Genomic DNA, 907 nt, shown 5'->3' on the forward strand with positions numbered 1-907 from the left:
CTCAAGACCCGGTCCCAGCCGCGCATAGGCGAACGAGCCTCTTGGCCTGTTGAGGCTTTATCAGGTGGTATCCGACGGCTGATGAGAGGCTCCATGGCATAAAACTGATATATCTCGATTGGCAGGGACGGAACTTGATACGACTGCAATGCCCTATGAAATTGGGCGGTTCTTTCCGACATCAGAATGTCATCGTGGAGATCACGATCCGGAGGTATCGCCCCAATTCTCTTTGCCTTTTCAATCAGCTGAGCAATTGAACATTGTCCAGCAAAGCGTTTCAAAACTTCGAAGGTTTCATCATTCAACGATTCGAAACGCTCCAACACCATGTTTCGGACGATCAGAGAGGGGGACATGCTCGATCGATTCGCAAATAACGTAACATCGATGAACGCCATGAAGGACACGGTATCATCCAGGGCCAGTAAGCGCTGGGCTATGGCGTAGGCGAGGATGCCGCCCGACGAGTATCCTGCGAAGCGGTATGGACCGTGGGGCTGAATTTCTTTGATTGCCAAGATGACCATGTCAGCAATCGCTTCAAGAGTCAGTGGACGAGCTTCATCGAAAGTCGGCCATGGCAAAGCAAAGACGGGACAGTCTACATTCATTTCCTTAACCAAACTGACGACATAGGAACAATCGCCGAAACCTGTGGGAACAAAGAACAGCGGTGGCTGCGATCCGGTTGCTTGAACGGAAATCACTCCCGCACTGCTGGGCTGTGGTTCCAAGCCAACCTTCGATGCAAGGTCCTTCAGAACTGGGGCCTGGAAGGCATCGGCAGCGCTAAAATTCAGTCCAAGATCTGATGCTCGGCTGAGTAGCTGGACGGCCAGCAGCGAGTGGCCGCCGAGTTCGAAGAAGTGGTCGTGGCGCCCGACCCGCTCGACACCGAGAAGCT

The 907-nt window shown here is 53.3% G+C and carries 1 protein-coding gene; it reads right to left on the reverse strand.

Annotated elements, in window-relative coordinates:
* On the reverse strand, nucleotides 1–907 hold a 907-nt coding region (locus EN749_RS36480; protein WP_145991211.1), incomplete at both ends, for a thioesterase domain-containing protein.

Origin of the sequence: Mesorhizobium sp. M7A.F.Ca.ET.027.02.1.1, from assembly GCF_004022985.1 — a bacterium.
In the GTDB taxonomy this organism is placed as follows: Bacteria; Pseudomonadota; Alphaproteobacteria; order Rhizobiales; family Rhizobiaceae; genus Mesorhizobium.